General features: G+C 44.4%; 22 protein-coding genes and 1 pseudogene. 13 read left to right on the top strand and 10 right to left on the bottom strand.

Features of this window, described 5'->3' with window-relative positions; genetic code table 11:
* The 4 genes and pseudogenes from QZW82_RS27945 to QZW82_RS27960 form a co-directional block, all read left to right on the top strand.
* Window positions 1–204, top strand: a pseudogene (locus QZW82_RS27945) (hypothetical protein); the annotation flags it as partial.
* Window positions 205–237: 33 nt separating this feature from the next.
* A complete protein-coding gene (locus tag QZW82_RS27950) occupies window positions 238–453 on the top strand; it encodes a hypothetical protein (RefSeq protein ID WP_293156164.1) in 216 nt (71 codons plus the stop codon).
* A 377-nt stretch (window positions 454–830) separates the two neighbouring features.
* Window positions 831–1,913, top strand: coding sequence for an adenylate/guanylate cyclase domain-containing protein (locus tag QZW82_RS27955; RefSeq protein WP_293156167.1), 1,083 nt, complete (start codon window positions 831–833; stop codon window positions 1,911–1,913).
* A gap of 548 nt (window positions 1,914–2,461) precedes the next feature.
* Window positions 2,462–3,715, top strand: coding sequence for a URC4/urg3 family protein (locus QZW82_RS27960; protein WP_293156169.1), 1,254 nt, complete (start codon window positions 2,462–2,464; stop codon window positions 3,713–3,715).
* Between the two features lie 1,178 nt (window positions 3,716–4,893).
* Here the strand turns inward: QZW82_RS27960 and QZW82_RS27965 are convergent.
* The 3 genes from QZW82_RS27965 to QZW82_RS27975 form a co-directional block, all read right to left on the bottom strand.
* A complete protein-coding gene (locus tag QZW82_RS27965; protein WP_293156171.1) occupies window positions 4,894–5,397 on the bottom strand; it encodes a helix-turn-helix domain-containing protein in 504 nt (167 codons plus the stop codon).
* 142 nt (window positions 5,398–5,539) lie between these two features.
* Window positions 5,540–6,115, bottom strand: coding sequence for a DUF4360 domain-containing protein (locus QZW82_RS27970; protein WP_293156173.1), 576 nt, complete (start codon window positions 6,113–6,115; stop codon window positions 5,540–5,542).
* Between the two features lie 633 nt (window positions 6,116–6,748).
* Window positions 6,749–6,958, bottom strand: coding sequence for a hypothetical protein (locus tag QZW82_RS27975; protein WP_293156175.1), 210 nt, complete (start codon window positions 6,956–6,958; stop codon window positions 6,749–6,751).
* 403 nt (window positions 6,959–7,361) lie between these two features.
* On the opposite strand from QZW82_RS27975, the gene QZW82_RS27980 reads away from it, so the two are divergent.
* A complete protein-coding gene (locus QZW82_RS27980) occupies window positions 7,362–7,508 on the top strand; it encodes a hypothetical protein (RefSeq protein WP_293156176.1) in 147 nt (48 codons plus the stop codon).
* 302 nt (window positions 7,509–7,810) lie between these two features.
* Here the strand turns inward: QZW82_RS27980 and QZW82_RS27985 are convergent, their stop codons facing one another.
* Both QZW82_RS27985 and QZW82_RS27990 read right to left on the bottom strand, forming a co-directional pair.
* Entirely contained in the window at window positions 7,811–9,730 is a 1,920-nt protein-coding gene (locus QZW82_RS27985) for a hypothetical protein (RefSeq protein ID WP_293156179.1), read from the bottom strand.
* Window positions 9,731–9,767: 37 nt separating this feature from the next.
* On the bottom strand, window positions 9,768–11,009 hold the full coding sequence (locus tag QZW82_RS27990; RefSeq protein ID WP_293156272.1) for a glycosyltransferase family 4 protein: 1,242 nt from the start codon (window positions 11,007–11,009) through the stop codon (window positions 9,768–9,770).
* A 76-nt stretch (window positions 11,010–11,085) separates the two neighbouring features.
* On the opposite strand from QZW82_RS27990, the gene QZW82_RS27995 reads away from it, so the two are divergent.
* The gene (locus tag QZW82_RS27995; protein WP_293156182.1) at window positions 11,086–11,556 is read left to right on the top strand and encodes a tetratricopeptide repeat protein; all 471 of its coding nucleotides are present in this window, start codon (window positions 11,086–11,088) and stop codon (window positions 11,554–11,556) included.
* 101 nt (window positions 11,557–11,657) lie between these two features.
* A complete protein-coding gene (locus QZW82_RS28000) occupies window positions 11,658–12,614 on the top strand; it encodes a glycosyltransferase (protein WP_293156185.1) in 957 nt (318 codons plus the stop codon).
* 244 nt (window positions 12,615–12,858) lie between these two features.
* On the opposite strand, the gene QZW82_RS28005 is transcribed toward QZW82_RS28000, so the two are convergent.
* From QZW82_RS28005 to QZW82_RS28020, 4 genes are read right to left on the bottom strand one after another with little or no spacing between them, the layout of a single operon-like run.
* Window positions 12,859–13,365 carry a DinB family protein gene (locus tag QZW82_RS28005; RefSeq protein ID WP_293156188.1) on the bottom strand — a complete coding sequence of 169 codons (507 nt, stop codon included), beginning with the start codon at window positions 13,363–13,365 and terminating at the stop codon, window positions 12,859–12,861.
* A gap of 53 nt (window positions 13,366–13,418) precedes the next feature.
* Window positions 13,419–13,730, bottom strand: coding sequence for an antibiotic biosynthesis monooxygenase (locus tag QZW82_RS28010; protein ID WP_293156191.1), 312 nt, complete (start codon window positions 13,728–13,730; stop codon window positions 13,419–13,421).
* Between the two features lie 17 nt (window positions 13,731–13,747).
* Window positions 13,748–14,092 carry a type II toxin-antitoxin system PemK/MazF family toxin gene (locus QZW82_RS28015; RefSeq protein ID WP_293156194.1) on the bottom strand — a complete coding sequence of 115 codons (345 nt, stop codon included), beginning with the start codon at window positions 14,090–14,092 and terminating at the stop codon, window positions 13,748–13,750.
* Entirely contained in the window at window positions 14,085–14,276 is a 192-nt protein-coding gene (locus QZW82_RS28020; RefSeq protein ID WP_293156198.1) for a hypothetical protein, read from the bottom strand. Before QZW82_RS28020 ends, QZW82_RS28015 begins: the two co-directional genes overlap by 8 nt.
* Before the next feature lie 170 nt (window positions 14,277–14,446).
* Here QZW82_RS28020 and QZW82_RS28025 point away from each other — a divergent pair, with 170 nt between their 5' ends.
* Window positions 14,447–15,145: a diacylglycerol/polyprenol kinase family protein gene (locus QZW82_RS28025; protein ID WP_293156201.1), complete on the top strand. Its 699-nt coding sequence runs from the start codon at window positions 14,447–14,449 to the stop codon at window positions 15,143–15,145.
* Between the two features lie 348 nt (window positions 15,146–15,493).
* Here the strand turns inward: QZW82_RS28025 and QZW82_RS28030 are convergent, their stop codons facing one another.
* Window positions 15,494–15,646, bottom strand: a complete 153-nt coding sequence (locus tag QZW82_RS28030; protein ID WP_293156204.1) for an isochorismate synthase — start codon at window positions 15,644–15,646, stop codon at window positions 15,494–15,496.
* 79 nt (window positions 15,647–15,725) lie between these two features.
* On the opposite strand from QZW82_RS28030, the gene QZW82_RS28035 reads away from it, so the two are divergent.
* The 5 genes from QZW82_RS28035 (at window position 15,726) to QZW82_RS28055 (ending at window position 19,563) form a co-directional block, all read left to right on the top strand.
* Window positions 15,726–16,049, top strand: a complete 324-nt coding sequence (locus tag QZW82_RS28035; RefSeq protein WP_293156207.1) for a hypothetical protein — start codon at window positions 15,726–15,728, stop codon at window positions 16,047–16,049.
* A gap of 72 nt (window positions 16,050–16,121) precedes the next feature.
* Window positions 16,122–17,525: a nicotinate phosphoribosyltransferase gene (locus QZW82_RS28040; RefSeq protein WP_293156210.1), complete on the top strand. Its 1,404-nt coding sequence runs from the start codon at window positions 16,122–16,124 to the stop codon at window positions 17,523–17,525.
* Window positions 17,526–17,758: 233 nt separating this feature from the next.
* Entirely contained in the window at window positions 17,759–18,358 is a 600-nt protein-coding gene (locus tag QZW82_RS28045; RefSeq protein WP_293156213.1) for a nicotinate-nucleotide adenylyltransferase, read from the top strand.
* Window positions 18,319–19,068, top strand: coding sequence for an NUDIX domain-containing protein (locus tag QZW82_RS28050; RefSeq protein ID WP_293156216.1), 750 nt, complete (start codon window positions 18,319–18,321; stop codon window positions 19,066–19,068). The genes QZW82_RS28045 and QZW82_RS28050 overlap by 40 nt, the downstream gene beginning before the upstream one ends.
* A gap of 201 nt (window positions 19,069–19,269) precedes the next feature.
* Window positions 19,270–19,563 (top strand): isochorismate lyase, encoded by a 294-nt coding sequence (locus QZW82_RS28055; RefSeq protein WP_293156219.1) that lies wholly within the window; start codon window positions 19,270–19,272, stop codon window positions 19,561–19,563.
* Window positions 19,564–19,631: the final 68 nt, after the last annotated feature.

The raw sequence follows: 19,631 nt of genomic DNA on the forward strand, positions 1-19,631 counted from the left end.
AGTTATGCAACTCAAACTATTGAGGGTACTCAGGCATGGGATACTTTTATGTCTCTTGTTGCTACTACACGTCAGTTGGGAATCAGTTTTTTTGATTATGTGCGCGACCGAATTTCTCAACTTGGAGTTATTCCCTCTCTGTCCACTATTATTCGCGAAAAATCTGCTCTTTATCCGTTGGGATTGTCTTGGCAGCCAGATTAACTGCTACCCCTACTTATTGAGCCGATACCTAACGTGCTTAGTTCGGATATCTGCACTTGCCGTCCTGATTTGCTATACGGTATCAAAATTTGCATCCAAACGGCACAATCCTGTCGTTCTGGGGTGATTGTTTACTTCCGCAAGGAAGGGAGAGCTTTGGCGGAAGTAACTAAGTTTTTGGTGTACAATGCCAGAAAAAGGCTGGAAGGTGGCGATCGCGCGGCGATGCGTATTTTACTTGAACACTAATGTTGTGTTGCAGGAGTTCAAGATATGCAGTTTCAAGAACTAATGCCAGACGTGCTGCACTGGTTGGCCCTCGTATTGACCGTTTAGTTTCCCTGAACAATCTCAAATACAATGCTATTATCAATTCTGGCCTTCAAGTAGTCGATCGCCGACAACATTCCCGAAGATTGGATTCCCGCAGGCGCACAAGTCGAAATCGCCACCAAAAAAGCCTCCGGCTACTACACGCCAGACCCTGTGCCAGATGCTACAATTCTTGCAGAAGCGATCGGACGCGATGCCAGGAGATTCAGAGGGCAAAGACACGACTGTTCGGAAACAGTTGCGTCTTTGCCAAATTAAATTTATTACTGGTTTTTGATCAGTCAGGGTAGGTTATGGCTAATTTGCGTTCTACTGTGATCGTAAAAACAGATATTTGCGGATATACCGCCCGAGTTAAAAAATTATCTCAGTCGGACTTAAGTAGTTTGTTGAACGAGCATAAAACTTTTATTTCAGATATTAGTACCAGAAATGAAGGAAGTTTGATCAAAGGCGAAGGTGATTCATTTTGGCTGATTTTTCCCAGCGTCACAGCAGCCGCGATGGCAGCCTTAGAAATGCAGCAAGAATTGAGAACCCAACAATCTAGCAAATCGAACGACGAACGATTGGCTATTCGCGTGTCGATTACCTTGGGAGATGTCTTGCATCAAGATAAAGATATCTTTGGCGATACGGTGAATTTAACAGCGCGTATAGAATCAGTAACTCCCCAGGATGAAATATATTTGTCCCAAGCAGCATGGCTGGCGCTCAACAAAGCAGAAGTGCAAACATCTTTTGTCAACGAGTTTTCTTTGAAAGGGATGAGCGAACCTGAAAAGGTTTACAAAGTTGACCAAAGTTACAAGACGCGAATTGTGGAAAATCAAGCAATAATTAAAGCGGATTTGAGAGGTTTTATTGCTTACCAAGAATCTAATTCTATCAGAGATGTTGAATATTTGCTCACCAACTTTGATACTTTTGAAAAAAACATTTGCGAAGAATACGGTGGCACAATTCGCAGTATTGTTGGCGATTCGCATTTGTTAACTTTCCCAGAAGCTCACTCAGCCCTAGCGGCCATGGAAAGTTTGTGCGAAAATTGGAAACTTTTTATACACGGTCATAAAATACCTTGCGGTTTGTCGGTGGGAGTTGCTAAAGGAAATTTGTATATATTCCGGTCTTGCACTTACGGAAAAGATATTAACATTGCCGACAGGCTGGAAGATTTAAGCAAAATAGTATCTCCAGCTACGGAAAAGAATTCGGTAATAGTCTCAGATCAAATAAAACGCGAAGTTAGTGGCTCGAAGTGGGAATACAAACTGATCAAAATCGATAAAAATGCGATCTTAGATAATCTGTTAGATTACAGTCAGTTTGACTTTTTTCAGGAAAACGATGTTTACCGATGTTTAGTTGTTTGACACTCCGCTGTCGTTCTACGGTAGTTTGTAGTGCGGACTTCAGTCCGCAAAATCGAGCAGACTCAAGTCCCCACGGGCGATCGCATTTAATTGCGGTTAATGGATCAAACACGATACAACCCTCTTTTGGGAGATAGTCAGGGAGTTGAATTTTCTGTTGATAGTTTCCGTCTGTGACTGCGTTTATCAACTCGTACAAACTCCGAAAAGTTCGATCGAATACTTTCAGGGTTTGTTCGGCTATATCAGTATTCAACTGTTGATAGTCCTCGTTTCCCTTGCAGTAGTAATAGTTCCACTCGTAACGAACGTGTTTGCCAGATTGGAAGCAATACTATCTAACTGTATAAAACCATACACTGTCAAGGTTTTGACCCAAGCCACAGAGTTCTCGCAAGGTGTTAAACTCTTTGGTGGCAAGTCCGCGTATCTGATTTTTTGAGTCAGGTACATAGAGCTTTCCCTAGAAGTATGGCTAGTCTAGGAAAAGCCTAGCCAAAATGTAAAGCCGATGCTCAAAACACGGGGTTTCAAACCAAAAATTTTCGATGAAGTTGAATAATATAGAGCTAGAGGCTGTAAAATATCTGAGAACACCTGCTGCGATTCGCCAAAAGTGCGATCGGCTTTTTAACTTAGCCTCAGAAAATAAACTCAATTTTTTCTGTGTCGATTTATCCGAACTCGACAAAGCAGCAAATTATGCAATCAACACAACCCGCCAACAGTATCCCGATTTTAATATTCCGTTTCACAGTCGGTGGCGGCATTTTGAAGCTGGCAACCAACTGCGCCTCGCTCAATTCGATGCAGCTTTAACAGAATTTTCAGCCATAGAACAAGCTAAAATCAAATTTGATTTAGCCATTGTTAGCGTTTTACTCGATGCCAGTGTCGGCCCAGATTGGCAGTATTGCGAAGCAGAAACCGCAGAAGTTTACCGCCGTTCAGAAGGGTTGGCAGTAGCCACTTTTCGGATGTTTTGTCAGGGTATTTTTTCCAGCAATCCAGATTTTCCTTTGCAAGCCGATTTTCGCGGGCTTTCTCAATTAAAATTAGAAACCTTAGCGGCCGGATTTCAAGTAAGTCGAGACAATCCGCTAGTTGGTTTAACAGGCAGATTAGAATTGTTGCAGCATTTGGGGAAGGCAATTTGCCAACATCCATTATTGTTTGGCAGCGAGAACCAGCGTCCCGGCAATTTGGCACAATACTTGCTTGACAGTGTGGTTTCTGGAGTCAAAACTGTGGATTGTGCTGAAATATTGAGCGCTGTTTTGACAGGTTTTGGGGAAATTTGGCCGGGAAAATATGCCATTGGTGGCGTTAATTTAGGTGATGTTTGGCGGCATCCGGCTTTGCAAGGAGAAAATCTGGGAGATGAATTTGTGCCGTTTCACCAACTCTCGCAGTGGTTGACTTATTCGCTGTTGGAACCGCTGCAAGAACTCGGTTTGTACGTCGTCGGATTGGACGAGTTGACGGGATTGCCGGGGTATCGTAACTGCGGTTTGTGTTTGGATATGGGGCTGTTACGGGCAAAAGATTGGGCTATTTTTGAGCAGAGGTATTTGCCTGGTTCGGAAGTTGTAGTAGAATGGCGATCGCTCACTGTGATTCTTTTGGATAAAATTGCCGCAGCTATGAGAGACAAGCTGCATTTAAGTGCGACAGCATTGCCGCTGGTGAAGATTTTGCAGGGAGGAACTTGGGCAGCGGGGCGGAAAATTGCGACAGAATTGAGGGCTGGTGGAGTACCGCCAATTCACATTGAAAGTGACGGGACTTTTTTTAATAGTTGACAGTGGACAGTTGACAGAAGTCAAGCGTGAAGTCAGAAGAAGGAGGAAGGTTCGGAATGCAAGTCCGATGGCACTGAAAAAGTCTGACTGAATTGTTGTAGCAAGTATTTTTTAAAGCTGTATTTTTTTGCCAAGACATCGTGGTTAAGCGAATTCTAGTTTAATATTAGTCAATATTGATGTTAATTATTAGGTACGTTGTTGCGCTTAAGCGCTCTTTATAATACAATACGGTTTACTTAACGCTTTTGATGAATTTCATCTGACGATTTTTGGATTATAAAGAGGTGAAGTAGATATTAAGAAGATTTTACCGCAGAGAACACAGAGAACACAGAGAGGGGAGGGATAAAAGGTTTTTTTACGACATCCAAAACCCTCGCAATACTCTTCCCTCTGCGCCAAAAGCGCCCCAATACGGTTCAAAACTCTTCTCTTGATGGAGTGGATTGTATTTCAATACGGTTTACTTAATGCTTTTGATGAATTTCATCTGACGATTTTCTGGCAATATAGCCATTTTGGGCAAGTCATATTTTTCTTAAGTCAACTGTATTGCTTTATAATACAATACAGTTTACTTAAGATTGTCCTTATTGCTTTATATCTAAGAAAGAGCGCTTAAGCGCAACTACGTACCTTTATTGCAGTATCTATTTTTCGGAGGAGTTTCACGAATAGCAGTATATTAGTCAACTGTATTGCTTTATATCTAAGAAAGAGCGCTTAAGCGCAACTACGTACCTTTATTGCAGTATCTATTTTTCGGAGGAGTTTCACGAATAGCAGTATATTAGTCAACTGTATTGCTTTATATCTAAGAAAGAGCGCTTAAGCGCAACTACGTACCTTTATTGCAGTATCTATTTTTCGGAGGAGTTTCACGAATAGCAGTATATTAGTCAACTGTATTGCTTTATATCTAAGAAAGAGCGCTTAAGCGCAACTACGTACCTTTATTGCAGTATCTATTTTTCGGAGGAGTTTCACGAATAGCAGTATATTAGTCAACTGTATTGCTTTATATCTAAGAAAGAGCGCTTAAGCGCAACTACGTACCTTTATTGCAGTATCTATTTTTCGGAGGAGTTTCACGAATAGCAGTATATTAGTCAACTGTATTGCTTTATATCTAAGAAAGAGCGCTTAAGCGCAACTACGTACCTTTATTGCAGTATCTATTTTTCGGAGGAGTTGTTTTTAAATTCGATAGCTGCATCATTATTTTTTTTGTTATTCAAACGCCTTGGTGCTTTTAATTTTGCTTTCATGCGATAGTGTAATTGCTTGTGTAATGTTTGATATTTGACTGATATTTGATAGTTATCTTCTACCCAAGCCGCAATTTCTTTGTAAGTTGTGAATTCACAGGATTCCTCACTTAACTTTTCGGCAATTCCTGCTATTACTGCTGAGGGAATTATTCTGGGTCTACCTGTTGCTTGCCGTATTTTTAACAGTTCTTGCAGACCGCCAGCACTATATTGTTTTAACCATCTATGCACAGTAATTCTATGTACACCTAAACGTTCAGCTACATCTGTAAGGCTTTGGCTATATCCAGCCTTTAACCAATAAAGTGCCTGGATTTTTGAGCGATTAGTCAAGGTTCGTTGCTGCGACAGAAGTTGTTTTAATGCGTCGGCTGTTACATCAATTCTTTCTTGGTAGTTTACTTTCATAGAACATTCCTCAAAGCCTAAGCGTCATTGTAGCATATTTTTGGGTAAATTCTCTAAGCTTTAGCAGTTTTGATTAGCGCACAAATGACCCGATTCCTTTACGAAATCGGGTCATGCGTGTTATGTTTTTTAGCGGTTATGGTTAGCGGCAAGTGCGATATTTGACGTGATAAACTAAACCGCGATGAGCTAAGTCGAAGGAGTCAACGGTGGCTGTGCCGGCACCGCGGGCTGTCATCGAAGCATTTACTCGCATATTTACACTGTCGCCACAGCGAGACCAAACATCTGCTACAGTGGCTAAGCTATCTCGAACGTTGTAGTTGGTTTCGCCGTTGAAAGTGCGAGAAAAAACGGGGCCTTTGGTTCCAGCAAAAAAGTATTCTGCTCTGAGGTTTCCGGTGGTTTTAGGAGCAACGTAACCGCGATAATCGGCATCGTAAATCGAAATTTGGAAGCCTTGGGGTACTTTGATGGGAATGCTCAAATTGCAGCTTTTTCGGGTCTCTGCTGAGACGTTTCCTTGGGCTACAAACTTATCAAATAGGATGCTGAGTTCTTGACCGTCGGGGCTGACGCTGACGCTCGCGGATCTGTCTGGGCAACCGCTACCGCCGTAGCTTGCACCTAATATTTGAACTGATGGGTTAGCAGCCAAGGCTGGACTGATAGCAGCAGTGGTTAATACTGTGGCTAGCAATAGTTTTACAAATTTCATGGATGTTCTCCTTAATGTTTTTTGTTAGGACAAACCTGAATTATTCAAGGAAGATTGAGGCGATGCCCTTCCAATTAGGAGATGGCAAGCCTTTACTGAAAAGGCAGTCAGACTCTGACTGGGAGCTAGATCGCTGTACCTGGCTCGGAGCTTGGTCAAGTAGCATTAGTTGATGGACTAATACTTGTTTTGTCCTGATACTTTCTAAGATTCATGGCATTTATAGATTGTTCCGGAGAATTCGATGATAAAATATCGATTTTTTTTACAGGCGTTTGCGGGAACAAAGCTCTGTTTTTTTTTGTCTGCTGGTGCGCGGAAAAATGTTTTTTCAGTAGCAAATTTTTCCCGGTGGCTATTTGTTGAGAAAAAATGCTTGAATTCTGGAATCATAGGCTTCGTAGATGTAGTAAAATGATCTGTCTGGTAGCGGGTAACGGTAAAAAAGAGGAGAGATGTATTCTCAGGCAGATCTAGGTAGGGAGAGATGATAGTAAGGTAGATTAACTCTTCACAAAAAAATGAGTTAGTGTTATCGACCATCTTTTGATACAGCACAAGTTAACTCTCGTGCTGCAAGCTCAAGCGCACACGGGAAAATTTCGTTAACTGCTGAAAGAAATTGGGATGCTGCTAGCCTGTGAGGTGACGCGAGATTTGCTGCTGAAATACGAAGAAATGGAAATGCCGATCGCTAAAGTGAGATGTTTTGATTGTCGATCGCATTCTGGTTGCTGCTAACTCAGCAGTGGCGGCAGTCGATCGCCCTAAAGAAGTGAATCCGAAGTCTATTAAGTTTTTGTCCTTGCTGGCTGCGTCAGAGTGCGATCGATACTCCAACACTCGGACTTAAGGGTAGAGGTCGCTCTCAAACAGTCAACTGTCAACTGTCAACTGTCAACTGTCAACTGTTTAAGGCCCTCTGTAAATTTAATCAAATACATTTTTGCTGTATATGCGAATACATTCATTTAACAAAACTTTGTTAACATGAATCTTGGTTTGATATTGCCATAATTTATAAATAGTTACATCTTTATGTCAGGAAAAACCTATATATAGCAAGGATTACAGGACTCTTAAGATTTTATTCATAGATTGCATTATCAAGATGTATTTACTGCATCTTATCGTTAAATTCTATGTATTTAGTATAACTAATGGCAGCAATTAGTACATAAAATAGAGGTATGATGCTCACTGCTTACGATCGACTAATAACTTTTTTTGAACGAGGAAAAAAACAATGGAGACTACAGCGCAGAAGCAAGCCCCACATCAGACTGCTGAGGAAGTGAAAATTAACGATATCAACAGCTTGGAGTTTGAGCTTTGGGCTAAAGCGGTCAAACGACAGATGATTGCAGCACTCTCTAAAAAGGCCGCGATCTAACATCTCTGGGTTTTTGTGTGCAAGTGGTGTAAATTAACTTAACAAAATTGTTGTCTGCATTGTTGTCCGATCTCTATAGGGGGAGATCGAGAGAAGAGAAGGAGAGGAGAGGAGAGGAGAGGAGAGGAGAGGAGAGGAGAGGAGAGGAAAACTTTTTCCTGGTTTTGGACGCACGGGTGGCGGGAAACCGTTTTTTTGCGGAAATACTTCTGTTGCGACGGGCAGAAATGGTAAAAAAACTGGTTTCTTTGTACCAAGACTGCGTCCGTGACTTTTCCCTCTGCCGAAGGTTTTTTGCCGGATTACGATCGCTTGTCAACCGCCGCTAGCAATCGCAGATTTCCGTCTTGAATCTGCACTGCTTTGACGGTTCCGACAGCGACTCTTTGTTGACCGTTAGCCATCGCTACTTCTATCTTAATCTTGGGGTCAGCCTGCAAGCCCAGGCGCCCCCACAACCATTTGATTTGAGTAGTAGGAAAAGAGCGGACTTGTACATCTGCAAAGGGCGGATTAACCCAGCGGGTTCCGTCGTAAAAACTGGCTACTTGTACCTGATACCAAACTTGTTCTCCGGTCAATTTTAACTCGTTTTTGGCTTCTGGTTCCAGCCACTCAGCGGGATTGATACTACTAATTAAAGTAGCAGAACCCATAATTTGACTTTTGTGGTCTTCTAAACTTTCAGCTTGAGAAATTGCTTCCTCAAGTTTATTGACCAAATTGCGAATTCTAGTTCGAGTTTCGCTGTCAGTATCTGGTTGCTGGTCGAGCCAATTCATCGCCTCGCGAGTTCCGTCTTGAGAGGCTACAATCAGGGTACCCCAAGCTTTGACATCGGCGTCAGCCGCATTGACTCTCAAGGCGGCGTCTACGCGGTTCATGATCCGCCCGCCTTCATTTTTGAGGGTGGTGGCAATTTCGTGGGTGTTGCTGGGATCGGCTTCAAATACTTGCAAAGCTTGACTCCAGCGGCCGTCTATCAATTCTGCGAGAACTTGTTGGCTGGGACTGGCCCAAGATGCGATCGCCTGGGCGCGGGTAATTTTAGCATGAAATTCGATCGTCTCTAGTTGAGCTTGGGCGACTGCGGGCCAATTCTGACCGGCTTTGGCTTTAGCCGAACGCATGACATTTAATCCGGGAGACCAAAGTCCGCTTTTTGCCAGTCGCAGCCCATTTTTATAAGTCTGGTCATTGAAGGCAAATTCTTCTAAGGAAATCGCAGTTAATTGAACTGGGTTCGGGATAAATTTGCGCGGGCCAATTTGATAAATGGTAAATTGCGGTTCTAAACCAACGGTTTGGTCGATCGCCAATTGGGGGTTTTGCCCCTTCACAATTTGCTGCCAATTCGGCGCTTGTCCGGCCACACTCGCCCAATCCAACAGCGAGATTAAATGATTTTGGCTGGGGTTGTAGCGAACGACTTGTCCGTAGGGAATTTTCTTGTCGCCCCGCACGAGTTTGCCGCTGACATTAAACCAAATGCCCAATTCGGGGGGCTTGCCGTCAAAGCGGCGCAGTTCTGTCAGCGGTAGCGACTGATTTGAGGCTTGATTGTTGGCCCCAGAGTCATCCAAAGAAGCAATGACAAAAGATTCCGCCGGGCCTTCTATATTCACAGAACTTGCTAGCTGAAAATACTGTACGGTATCGGAATCGCGATCGGGAAGTTGCACCCGCTTGTACACCCGAAGTTCGACAATTTGACGGCAAGGATTTTTGCAAACTGTAGAAGCATTAACAGTCCTTTCCACCATCACCGGTAACAGCAAATCGGAAATAGAATTATCTGCGGATTTCTCAACAGGAAGCGGCAGGGGTTCGCCGGTGATGAATCCTAATTTGCGGATGCTGGCTTTGATTTGATCGAGAGTTTGGATGGTATCTCTGCTACCTGTAGGCAGGCGCGACCATCCGGGTACAAACTGAGAGATCAATCTGTTGCCGTTGGGATCGACAATTAGCTGGTAACTCAGCCAAGCGCCACCTCCCATCAAAGCTGCACAGCCGCACAAGACGCTGAGGGCTGTCAAATTAGCTACCAGTCTTTTCCAGGGATATCTGGCGGGAGTTGGGGAACCAGGTATGGGAAGCTGGGACTCTTCAAGTTTTTTGGCGCGTCGGTTTTGGCGGCGGCGTCTTGTCGGAGGAGGAGCAACTTTGCGATTTTCTGGGGGTTTTGCTCGATTTTTTGAGGAGTTTATTTTGTGTTCCATCGTCGAATTTTAGAATTTAGAATTTAGAATTTAGAGTTTAAAATTGGAATAGCCGATCGTACTGCCGACCTATGATATCCCAGGTATATTGGCTTTCAACGAGCGATCGCGCGTTCGCAGACAGTTCCTGTCTTAGCTGATAATTTTCAAACAAACTGGTAATCGCCTCAACATACTCCTGAACTTCGTTTGCCCGCAAGGCCCTTGTCGGTTCTGGCCCGCCACCAACGGTTAAACCCTCCAAACCTCGATCGCTAGCAACTACAGGCGTTCCAGCCGCCATCGCCTCCAAAGTTTTATTTTTAATTCCAAAACCAATCCGCATGGGCACCACACAAACAGCAGCCTGATGCAAATATTCTGCCACCCTTTGCACCCTGCCTACTACTTGAATTCCCGGAAGTTTCCCCAAGGCGAGGACTTCGGGGACTGGCGAAGTGCCAACTAAGGTGAGGGTAGCATCGGCATACCGCTGCTGCAACTTTGGGAGTACCTGCAAACTGAGAAACCTGGCCGCGTCTATATTGGGCAAATTGTTCATGGCACCTGCAAAGATTAAGGTGTGTCCTCCTGGATCGATCGACCGATAGGGAAATTCTGCCAAATCCACGCCGTTAGGAATCACATCAATGGGAGGGACAAAAAAATCTGCTTTCCCTCCGAGGCTAGGAGAGGACAGCAATTCTAGCAGTTGCTGCTTGTCTGTGGATGTGGTGGCGACAATACGGGAGAATTTGTTACAGTAACGTTTTTCGTAGCGGGCGAGTAGCGGTAAATTTAGTCGATCGCGCAGGGGTTTTTGGGAAGTCCCGGTGGCTAACATTTCCCTGCAAGTTCCCCAAACGGAACTGTGAATGTTTGCAACTGTTAGCAGTTTTTGCCGCCATTCTGGACGCACATAAATCTCGTTAACGCTGTGTTCGCAGGTAACAGCATCACATTTGCCTGCTGCGACTAAATTGTCTGCCCAATTTTGCATTGCTTGAGAATAGCTGGAGATTACGTTCGGAGGCGTCCCGGATAGTAAAAATTGACCAAAACGCCGGATTTTTCCATCAATACCAGTTGAAACTGTCCTATAAGTCTCGAAAACTCCCAATTCTTTAACTTGTTGCCGCAATGCGTCGATTTGTGAGTCAGTTACATCTGGCGATCGCAAAGTACCAAGAATTACATCATGCCGGCGGCTCAAGTATTGCAACAAATTGAATGTTCTTACCTGAGTTCCGCCGCGGCTTGGCGGATAGGGAAAAGTTGAGGAAAGCATCAAAATTCGCATGGGATGTTGAATAAATAAAGTTGCCGCTGTCACGATAAAATTGATTGATAAAACCTGTTTAACAATCCTCCCACCTATGGACGAATTATCTATTAAGGCGCTGCTCGAAGACTTGAAAAAGTCTGATGAAAGCGTGCGCGATCGGGCTACTACAGAACTCTGGCGCACTTGGTTTAACCAGAAGGGTGACTACGGGATGCAAGTTCTCAGGCGATCGCAAGTTTCCCTAGATGCAGGAGATGTTCGGCACGCTTTGGATTTGCTGACCAAACTGATTGCGGAAGCGCCGGATTTTGCTGAAGCTTGGAACCGGCGCGCCGTACTTCACTATACCCAAGGCAATTATCAAAGGTCGATCCAAGACTGCGAAACAGTCCTCCAACTAAATCCGGTGCATTTTGGGGCGTTGCACGGTCTGGGTTTGTGCTACGCTGCCCTGGGAGAATACAGAAGTGCTATTCGAGCTTTTCGTCGCGCTTTGGAAATTCAACCTTTTGCATTGGTGAATCAAAAGTTAATTCTGGAATGTACGGCTCGTTTAAACTAAAGTTGACAGTTGACAGTTGACAGTTGACAGTTGACAGAAGGAAGAGTTTAATTTTTAGAAATCTAAAATCTAAAATCTAAAATCTACAATGGTTTCAGTGTGTGCCGAAAATTAGTGTTTGCATTCCTACTTACAATCGAGTGCATTTGCTAGCTAGTGCGATCGCCAGCGTGCTAGATCAAACTTATACAGATTTTGAGTTAATTGTCTGCGATGACGGTTCGACGGACTGTACGGCGCTGTTGATGTCGGAATTTGTCGATAGCCCGATTCGCTACATTCGGCACCCGCACAATATCGGCAAAAGCAATAATATGCGATCGGGCTTTGCGGCGGCTAGGGGCGAATATTTTATCAAGTTTGACGATGACGATCGCCTGAGCGCGCAATTTCTAGAGCGGACATCTGCTATTTTAGATAAAGACCGCAGCATTGATTTTGTCAGTACCGACCACTGGGTCATTGATGTCAACAACAACATTGACGAAAACCAGACACAACTGAATTCGCAGCGGTGGGGCCGCACCGAGTTGTCGGCGGGAATAATTGAAGATTTACTCGCTACAGTTTTTCTGAGACAAAGTTTGCAAATAGGCGCAACTTTGTTTCGGCGCCGCGCGCTGGAAACAGTCGGATTTCTGCGGCCCAATTGGCAAAATTGCGAAGATAACGATTTGTTTGTCAGACTTGCAATTGCAGGCAAAAAGTGCTATTACTTGCCCGAACTGTTGATGGAGTATCGATTTCATGCAGGACAGCAAGGATGCGATCGGGCAATTCCCTATTTGAGCGATAAATTGCGCTATTTGACCAGCTACGAATTTGATGCAGAAAAGTTGGAAACAGTCAGGCTCAAAAGGATTGCAGAAACTCAATTAGCGCTTGGTTTGCGACTGATTGAGGTGGGTGAAACGGCAAAAGGGCGGCGGATGGTGCGAGCTGGAAAGTCAGTTTCTGAGACTAAAATGTGGGCGGGTTTGGGATTGTCGCTGCTGCCGGTGGAGTTGCGGGGGAGGGCTTTTGCGTTGGTGCGAGAGGTGTTGAAACGCGAGTTGTGAAAGATGATTTCGAGACAATACCGGGCGGTTGAGACGGCGGTTGAAACCGCGTCTATACAGACAAAACCTGACGGGAGCAGGTTGAAGAGTGTACGGTTAAAATCACATTTATGGAGACAAAATCTACCTAAACGGCGGTTTTAATTCTTGATTTTATTGAGTCCGCATTTTCTTGAGTCCGCGGAGGCGGACATTGTTTGTGTAGACGCGGTTTCAACCGCCGAGTCTTCTTGAGGAGTATAAATTATCCCAATGATATAGCGGGTAGCCAGGGAATGTCTGTAACGCCTGGATCGTAGCCAAGTTGTGTTAACAGTGTGGTAAGTTGCCCTCGATGGTGAGTTTGATGGTTGAACATATGTGTCACCAAAACCCAAGTCGGTAGCACGCGACATTTACCGTCTACATTGCTTGTGTATTCAAACGGTTGACTCAGCCAGTCAGAACTAAGGTGGCTAGACCATTGTATAATTTGGCGATCGGTTGTCTCCCGTTCAGCTCTCAAAACATCAAAATCAGCATACAGTTCTTGACCCATAACTGTTACCGAAAATGGCTCAAGAGTGAAACGACCCATCCATGCTTTGTCACCATACAGTAAGTGATTCAAGGTGCCATGAATCGACTTGAAAAAGGCACCCATATCCTGTTTGCGCTGTTCATCAGGAATTGTAGAACACACCGAATATAGATTTTCGTTCATCCAACAATTGTACTCAGCCATTAGCTGATAGTAGCTACCGTCGTACATATTTAAAACTTAACAACCTAGTTTTAACAACTGACATTATAGGAATGCGTCTTTCACAATACTCCTGACTCTAATTGGTCTAAATAGATAAATTCAGGAGCTTTAACTCCCGCTTCCTCTCTAATTTTAACCAGTGCAGGCGATTCAAAGAACGCCCTGGCATCTGCTGTTGATGTCCACGCCGAGAAATGAACAATTTTGTTGGGTTCACTGTCATACTTTAAGACTTGATAGGAACGCTCACCAGCTTCTTTTCGGATATTTGCAGCATTGTCAAATACCTTTTTCCAAGCTGCATAATTTTCGACTTCATGAATAATTAATACATATTGTTGCATAGCAGTCAGATTTTCTGATGATTTCAAAACTTCAAGGGTTCGGCTTACTCCTCTTCTTCCTCAGCACTTTCCTCTTTAAATCCCAACCACAAAAGTATTACCTCTTCTACTTCAAGCATTTTCTCAGATGTCAGACTTCCCAATTTGCGTAGAAGCTTTGCATGAGGGATTGTAATCATATTTTGTACGTCAAATACTCCTTCTCGGAGGAACTTATTTTTGACTTTTACCTCAAATCTTGAACCGCGTAGACTTGTTGTATGTGGCACTAGAGTCGCTAAAGCCCGGTCTTGATTTAAAGCAGGAATACTCACGACCAAACATGGTCTGACTTTCGCAATATAACCTAGATCGACTAACCATATTTCACCACGATCTGGACTATTCATATACGGATTCTTCCTCATCTAACTCTAGGAAAATTCCCTCAGCATTCAGAACTAAATCGTCATCAGACAGGGGCGGAAAGTCTAAATCGACAGTCCGTTTCAAAATTTCCAATACCAAATCTAACCGTTCTGAGTCTGTTAATCGCTCAAAGGTATTCAAAAGTTCTTCTACTAAAATAGTCATAGCTTTTTCCCTAGACTTGCTTATAGCATAGCACAGGTTTTAAGTAGACCAACCTAAAAAAACATAACAGCCAGCTACCCGCAGCACTTTAAGACTGCGGGGTTCTAACATCGATCGCGCTTTCCACTAAAGTAGTACACAGTGCCCAATCTAAGTTTTTCCTAAATATCGTGTCTATATTTGCTGAAATCCCGACTGTATGGTTGCAAATTTCCCTCGTGGGAGCCTGGTTGGGCGTAATTTTGCTGGTGGCTGAAGGGTTGAATCGCTTTACTGCTGTCGGTGCGGAGGTATCGCGCAAGGTGGTTCACATCGGTACTGGAAACGTGATTTTGCTGGCTTGGTGGCTGCAAATACCCGACTGGGTGGGGATTTTGGCGGGTTTTTTGGCTGGTGCGATCGCCCTAATTTCCTACCAAGTTCCGATTTTGCCAAGTCTTAACACTATCCACCGCAAGAGTTTCGGGACTTTTTTCTATGCTGTGAGTATCAGCGTTCTCGTCGCTTGGTTTTGGCCGCTACAACATCAAGAATACGCTGCTTTGGGCATTTTAGTGATGACTTGGGGGGACGGATTGGCCGCTGTTATTGGGCAGAAATACGGCAAACATCTTTATCGAGTTTGGGGAATGCAGAAGAGTTGGGAAGGTTCTGCAACTATGTATTTGGTGAGTTTTGCTGTTAGCAGTTTGATTTTGCTGGCGGTGCAAGGCAATGTTTGGCAAACTTGGGCGGTGTCGGCTGTTGTGGCTTTGGTGGCTGCTACTTTGGAGTCGGTGTCTAAGTTGGGCATTGACAATTTGACTGTGCCAATTGGCAGCGGGGCGATCGCCTTTTTGCTCAATCAATTATGGCTAATTGGTTCGTAGTGAGGACTTCAGTCCTCATAAAACTCAAAACATCAACGTCATCACTATAGCAATCCTACAAATTAGGTACGTAGTTGCGCTTGAGCGCTCTTTATAAGATTAGGAAAAAGCGCTAAGATCGTAACTACTGACCTTAGCAATCCTACAAATTAGGTACGTAGTTGCGCTTGAGCGCTCTTTATAATATTAGGAAAGAGCGCTCAAGCGCAACTACGTACCTTAAAACCCCAGCTCAACAAAGTTTAGCTGGGGAAAATTAAAGATATTTCAAAGTAGTTGAAAAACTTACCGTTATTGGGTGAGGCGAATGTCTTTGCCTGCCTCACTAGAAATACTCCGATCGCCTTCTCACCTATTATCCCATTTAGAGCCTTTGGGTGGTGTACCTTCAAAAGGCTGAACGCCAGTAGCCGGATAATCGTCATCGCTCCGTCTAAAAATCCTCGATGCAGCTTCCGAAACGTAACGCATTGCATCTGCCAAAGATTTAGAAAGATTCATAACTTTTGCCTCTCTTGTCTTGGTTCTGATACTTCTTAGATTACTGTTCCTTTCGGTCTTTGGATTGCTTTAGCAATATTTGTTTGAATTACTTATTAGTCTGCAACATCGAAGCAAACTGAAGGTTTTAGCAATTCAGTGTTTTGGTCGATCGCCCCAGTCTCCTCATATATTTTTCTTTGCTCAACCCTCAAAAACCCGGTTTTTTAACTCGAATCGAGGGCTGCAACCCAATATTGTCCTCAAAAACCCGGAACGCTTCAGTTTTGGCGATCGATTTACTGAGATTGCTAAAGGCGAAATTTTTAGTGATTCTACCATAATTATTTTGTACGCACCTACACAAAAACCCCTAATACAGGGAATAAATCGCAAAATATTCCGACTCAATCTGAAATCTTAATCAAACCTTTACAAAAAGATATGGTATTTGTCACTATAATTAGAGAAACAAAGTTTGTCCGGGGTTTTTTTGATGAAAACTGCGACAGAAAGCCTGCACGTCACAGGTTTTGAGGAAATCTTAGAAGATCGGGAATTGACGGTTTCTCCAGCAGATTACAGCCTGTTGACCGATCTCTACCAGCTAACGATGGCGGCTTGTTACGTCGGGGAAGGCCTCGACGATCGCCCTGCGAGTTTTGAATTGTTCGCGCGGAGGCTGCCAGATGGTTTTGGTTATGCGATCGCCATGGGTTTGGCTCAAGTTATAGACTATCTAGAGAAATTGCGGTTTTCCCAGGCGCAAATTCAGGCTTTGCAGTCCACCGGAATTTTTGCCGGGGCCCCGGAGCGATTTTGGGATCTACTCGCTTCTGCCCGCTTTACTGGGGATGTGTGGGCGGTACCCGAGGGGACGGCGGTATTTGCCAATGAGCCTATCTTGCGGATCGAGGCTCCTCTGTGGCAGGCTCAGTTAGTCGAAACTTATTTGTTGAATGCAATCAATTATCAAACTTTAATTGCGACGCGGGCTGCGCGGCTGCGCGATGTGGCGGGCCCGGAGGCTAAGTTGCTGGAATTCGGCACGCGCAGGGCTTTTGGGCCTCAAGCTGCTGTCTGGGCTGCTAGGGCCGCTTTGGCTGCTGGGATCGATGGTACTTCTAATGTTTTGGCTGCTTTGAAGTTGGGCCGCAAACCTGTGGGTACTATGGCTCATGCTTTGGTAATGGCTGTGTCGGCTCTCGAAGGCAGCGAAGATGAGGCATTTTCAGCTTTTCACCGCTATTTTCCGGGGGCGCCGCTATTGATCGATACTTACGATACTGTGGCGGCGGCGCGGACTTTAGCATCGCGAGTCAACAGCGGTGAAATGCCCTTAGAAGGGGTGCGGCTGGATTCGGGGGATTTGGTAAAATTGTCGCGGGAAGTGCGATCGATCCTTCCGGGGGTGCCAATTATTGCTAGCGGTGATTTGGACGAATACGAAATTGCTAGATTAAAAAGTGCCGGTGCTTGCATTGACGGTTACGGTTTGGGAACAAAGTTGGTCAGCGGTTCGCCTGTCAACGGTGTTTATAAGTTAGTTGAAATAGACGGAATGCCCGTGATGAAAGAGGCCAGCGGTAAGGTAACATATCCAGGAAGAAAGCAAATTTTTAGAACCATGAAAGATGGAGAAATTATCGGAGATTGTTTGGGACTGGCAGCGGACAATATTCACAATTCGGAGCATCATCTACCATTAATGCAATTGGTTGTCAAGGAGGGCAAACGATTACAGGAACCGGAAACTTTGGAGGATATTGCCAAACGAACTGCTGCTTCTGTCGCCAGTCTCCCGGCAGAAACTCGCCAATTAAATAACCCGATTTCGCCGTCAGTGGAAATTTCTACCGATTTGCAGAATCTCACTCAAAAAACGAAAAAGAGTCATTAGTCATTGGTGTCAATGCAAGACTAGAACTTATGAAATATCTCGCTCCTAGCATCGATCTGGTACGTTGTTGGGCTTTAGCCCTCTTTGTCTATATCTAGAAAGAGGGCTAAAGCCCAACAACGTACCTAAGTCTTTAGTTCAATCCCCGATTACCCATGTTCGGTTTGACCCACTTTTTTCTAATATTATAAAGAGGGCTAAAGCCCAACAACGTACCTAATTTCCAATTTCTTATGCAGAAAATTGCCTTGTTTGGAACCAGTGCCGATCCACCTACTGCCGGACACAAAACAATCTTGAGTTGGCTTGCTCAACATTTTGATTATGTGGCTGTTTGGGCGTCGGACAATCCTTTTAAAACTCATGAAACTTCCCTGCAACATCGATCGGCAATGCTGCTGTTAATGATTCAAGAAATTAATTCGCCCAGACACAACCTTTGCTTGCATCCAGAGCTCAGCAGTCCGAGGACGCTAGAAACCGTGGAACAAGCAAGATTGCAGTGGCCGGATGCAGAGTTGACGATGGTAATAGGCTCGGACTTGGTGGGACAACTGCCTCGCTGGTACAAATTTGAACAGTTGTTAAAAGAAGTAGAGTTACTGATAGTACCGCGACCTGGTTATCCGTCAGAACAGTTAGATTTGTGGCAGTTGAGGCGCATGGGTGCAGAAGTGGCGATCGCATCTTTGAACGCTCCCGATGTTTCTTCAACTTCCTATCGGGAAACTGGAGACACGGAAGCCCTGACTCCGACTATCGAAGATTACATTAATCGGGAGCATTTGTACGCATGGCACGAGGCGCAAAAAAGAGCGAGGGTTGCTCATTAGCTGACTTTAAAGTAGGAGTAGATAATGTAATTTTTTCCGTCGATACCGTGCAGAACCGCTTGTTGGTGCTGTTGGTAATGCGGCAAGACGAACCATTTATCGATTCTTGGAGTCTTCCCGGTACTTTGGTACGGCACGGAGAGTCTCTGGAAAATGCAGCTTACCGGATTTTGTCGGAAAAAATTCGAGTAGAAAATTTGTATCTGGAGCAACTGTATACTTTTGGAGAACCGGGACGCGATCCGAGAGAATTCACCAGGGGCGATCGCTATCTTTCGGTGAGTTACTTTGCTTTGGTGCGGTTTGAGGAAGCTGAATTGATTGCTGGAAGTGTAGTTGCAGGTGTCGGGCACCGCGTCGGCGGCATTGCTTGGTATCCCGTCCAACAAGTTCCGAAGCTAGCCTTCGATCACAATCAAATTCTCGAATACGGATACCGCCGACTCCGCAACAAACTTGAATACAGTCCCGTAGCTTTTGAAGTTTTGCCGGAGCTTTTTACTTTGAGCGATCTGTATCAATTGTATACTACTATTTTGGGGGAAAATTTTTCGGATTATTCTAATTTTAGAGCTAGATTGTTGAAATTGGGCTTTTTGTGCGATACCCGTGTTAAGGTTTCGCGAGGTGCAGGGCGCCCTGCTAGTTTGTACCGCTTTGATGCTGCCGCTTTTGCTCCTTTCAAAAATAAGCCCCTAGTGTTTATATAGCTGTTCCTTGGATGACCTCGCCTAAAAATAGCCGCCACCGACGCTTGCTGAGGGTCGATCGCCAAATTTGAGACTAAGGTTCAATCTCTCAGATTAATCCGTGGAGTCAATCTAATATCTAAAATCTAAGATCTAAAATCGACTGACATTATGAGTTCAATTGAGTAACATGAGAAAACAATCTATTGAGGAGTGCCGCAGATGAAAAACCCTGATGAATGTGCTAGTATTCACGAGGTTCGCGAGGAAATTGATATCATCGATCGAGAAGTGATCGATGCTTTGAGCAAGAGATTTCAATACGTCATCGCAGCAGCCAGGTTCAAAACGAGTGAAGCGAGCGTTAGAGCGCCCGATCGCTTTCAGGCTATGTTACAACAGCGACGCGAGTGGGCTTTGGAATCGGGTTTGAATCCTGATGTGGTAGAAAAACTCTACCGGGATTTGGTGAATCATTTTATTGAGGAAGAATTGAAGCGTTACAAATCTGAGTAATGTTTCCCTACATTCAAGTCTAAGACTATAGGAAATTGAGTCCGCGCGAGCGGACTGCTAGCAAGATT

The sequence above is a fragment of the Microcoleus sp. bin48.metabat.b7b8b9.023 genome (assembly GCF_013299185.1).
GTDB lineage: Bacteria > Cyanobacteriota > Cyanobacteriia > Cyanobacteriales > Microcoleaceae > Microcoleus.